2 protein-coding genes and 1 pseudogene are annotated in these 2,967 nt (G+C 62.8%); all 3 read right to left on the minus strand.

Annotated features, from left to right (window positions below; all coding sequences use genetic code 11):
• A partial coding sequence (locus tag ACYP5B_RS51500) for a MerR family transcriptional regulator (RefSeq protein WP_459575228.1) occupies positions 1–156 on the minus strand: 156 nt, incomplete at its 3' end.
• Between the two features lie 70 nt (positions 157–226).
• A complete protein-coding gene (locus ACYP5B_RS51505) occupies positions 227–1,396 on the minus strand; it encodes an MFS transporter (protein ID WP_459575230.1) in 1,170 nt (389 codons plus the stop codon).
• A gap of 406 nt (positions 1,397–1,802) precedes the next feature.
• A pseudogene (locus ACYP5B_RS51510) lies at positions 1,803–2,012 on the minus strand (hypothetical protein); the annotation flags it as partial.
• Between the last annotated feature and the right edge of the window lie 955 nt (positions 2,013–2,967).

Consider the following 2,967-nt stretch of genomic DNA (forward strand, 5'->3'; position numbering starts at 1 on the left):
GCCAAGCATCGCCCGCACATCGGACTCGTCAAAGTACCGATGTCCGGAAGGCAGGCGCTTAGCCGCCAGGATGCCTTCGCGCTCCCAGCGGCGCACTGTACTGGGAGCTCGTCCGATGCGCTTTGCGAATTCGTTGATCCGATAAACCTTACTCATGGCGAGCGATTATAGATACTTCTGAGTAAGAACGGTGTATCAGTTGCTCGCTCCTTGCCGTAGTGCCCGCCTATGTGGCCATCACCTGCGGCGGACGCGGGCGCGTGGCCACCGCAAAGGCAATCTGCGCCAGCCCGGCAGCCAGCCCCAGTGCCACGCCGATCTGCAATGCCAGCGTGTAGGAGCCCAGCGCATCGTAGACCAGCCCGCCTCCGAACGCGCCGACGAAGCTGCCGATCTGGTGGCTGAAGAACGCCACGCCGCCCAGCATGGCCTGCCAGCGCAGGCCAAAGGTCTGCGCGATCCAGCCCGCCACCAGCGGTGCCACGCCCAGCCACAGGAAGCCCATCACGGCGGCAAACACCAGCGTGCTGCCCGGCGTGGGCGCCGATGAGAAGTACCAGGCCAGCGCGAGCGAGCGCACGCTGTAGATGGTGCCGAGCAGCACAAGCTTGCTGACCCGGCCGCCGGCCCAGCCGAAGAACAGGCTGCCCAGCACATTGAAGCCGCCGATCACGCCAAGCGCCTTGGCGCTGAGCATCGGGTCCATGCCGCAGATGTCGAGATACGAGGGCAGGTGCGTGGTGAGGAAGACCAACTGCATGCCGCACACGAAATACGCGGCGCCCATGACCAGGAACGCCTTGTTCCGCAACGCCGTGCCAAGCGCCTCGCGCGCATTCTGCTGCACGGCGCCGGGCAACGTGGGCAGTGGCAGGCGATCCACCTTGCCCGCGTACCACGCGGCGGGCAGCATGACCAGCGCAAGCAGGATAAAGGCCGCCAACCCCACGCGCCAGCCGAACGACTGCGCCACCACCTGCCCGATCGGCGCCGCCACCAGCGCCCCGAGCGAGCCGGCGCCAGACACAATGCCAAGCACCGCGCTGCGCAACGCCGCCGGCACCGGCCGCGCGGCCACCGCCATGGAAATGGCGCTGCCCGTGCAAGCCATCGATGCGCCGATCGCCACGCCCGCGCCGAGCGTCACGCCCACGATGCCGTGCGCCGTGGCCAGCAGCGCCAGCCCCAGCACATAGAGCAGCGAGCCGCTCATCATCAGCGGCCGGAACCCCACCCGCGCGGCCAAGGCGCCGGCCATGGGCTGGAGCAGCCCCCAGGCCAGGTTCTGCACCGCGATCGCAATCGTGAAATCCGACACCGAGATGCCGATGTCCTTGGTCAGCGGGGGCATGAAGATGCCAAGGCTCTGGCGCAGGCCCATGGCCAGGCTCAGCATGACGGAAGCGCCGAGCAGGATCGGCAGGACGGGGCGGAGGTCGGACAGGCGGGGAGGCACGGTGGAACTGTCTCTGTATTTGTCGTTGTTCTTGTGCCGGCACACCCGAGACAGCCGCGAACAGACGCGCAGGGACAGGCCAATGGCTCAGCGGAGGGTAAGTCCGAACCTGAGCGCTGTCAATGTGGTTCCGGCAGTCAGTGTGGCGATGACTGTCACTCCCACAGCCCCTCCATCATCACCGGGTAGGCCAAGGCCTGAAGGCAGAGAACCGGATATCGCGCACGCGAACACCGTGCCGATGGGCGTGACGGTGGGCATGCCATCGGCCCCCACGGTGGCAAGCGCGCAGTACAGGGAGGATCGCTGTGCGCGTTCGATGAGGGCGCGGATGGTGGGCCATGCACTCCAGGCTCGCTACACGTTGGCTGCAGGCCTTGACCGTATCCATGTATTCCTGCAATACGATTTGCTGCACCGGTTGCGCAAACTTCACCCCTTCGAGCCACCGTCAATGCGCCTGGGTCCAGCCCTTCTCGCCCAGTTCGAAGGCCATATACAGCCAACCGGTGATCGTCGTATTCTGCCCCTGAAGGGCTGTGTCAGGCGTGTTCATTTGCGTGCTCCTGAGAAACGAGACTGCGAATCTTCGTTTTACTCCAGGGGCTTAGCCTCCGCGGACCTTCATAGTATCTCAAGCCTAATCCACGCCGCTTGAGGTGCGGCAGGTCAATACATTCTGTCTAGCTGCTGTTGCGGTTCTGTACAGGGTTGGCCGTTTACCCGCTATCGAGATTTAATCGCTCCTAGTCCCGCTGACGCGGGGGGCGGTCTCTTTTGGGCGGGGTTTTGATGCTTTTAGCTGCTGTCGCGGCTGTACGGTGTTGGCCGTTTTAGAACGTGTGAGATGTCACTTTTCTTTACTCGTAAAGAAAAGTAACCAAAAGAAAGCGATCCTTGCAGGAGGCTGGCGTGGCGTCATTGGGAACCCCAATGGTTTCGTCGTACGGCCCCGGGTTTTAATTAAATCGTGCCGTTACCGATTTAAATGGCCACGATCCTGTTAATGACGCTGGTTTCGTGGTGAGCCCCCCGGTAGCAGCATCCCTGCCAATTCACCCATCTGCCGGTACCGGCGCAAAGCGCCACGATATATCACGCCGTGATGGTTTCGTGGTGGGGTGGGCGCGGTGGTAATCTCCTCGGAATTATTTTTTCGGTGCCACCGCGCCCACGACGGAAACGGGACGCTTGCAACTTCGTGGCCGCCCGCGCCGCGAGCGACAGACGGCTTGAAATTCGTGGTGGTGGCTACCGGTGGGGGTCACCCCGAAACCCTGGGCATTGGCAGCGTCGTGATGATCTAAACTGGTAACGGCACGAGGTCATTAGCACCCGGGGCCGTACGACGAAATCATTGGGGTTCCCAATGACGCCACGCCAGCCTCCTGCAAGGATCGCTTTCTTTTGGTTAGTTTTCTTTGAGGGTGAGGACAAATTCAGGCATTGGTCAATCGGCGTACGAGCAAACGTGCCTGAGATAGCCAGACCCAGGCGGTTGCGCTGGCGAT

This window comes from Cupriavidus sp. 8B (assembly GCF_054589115.1).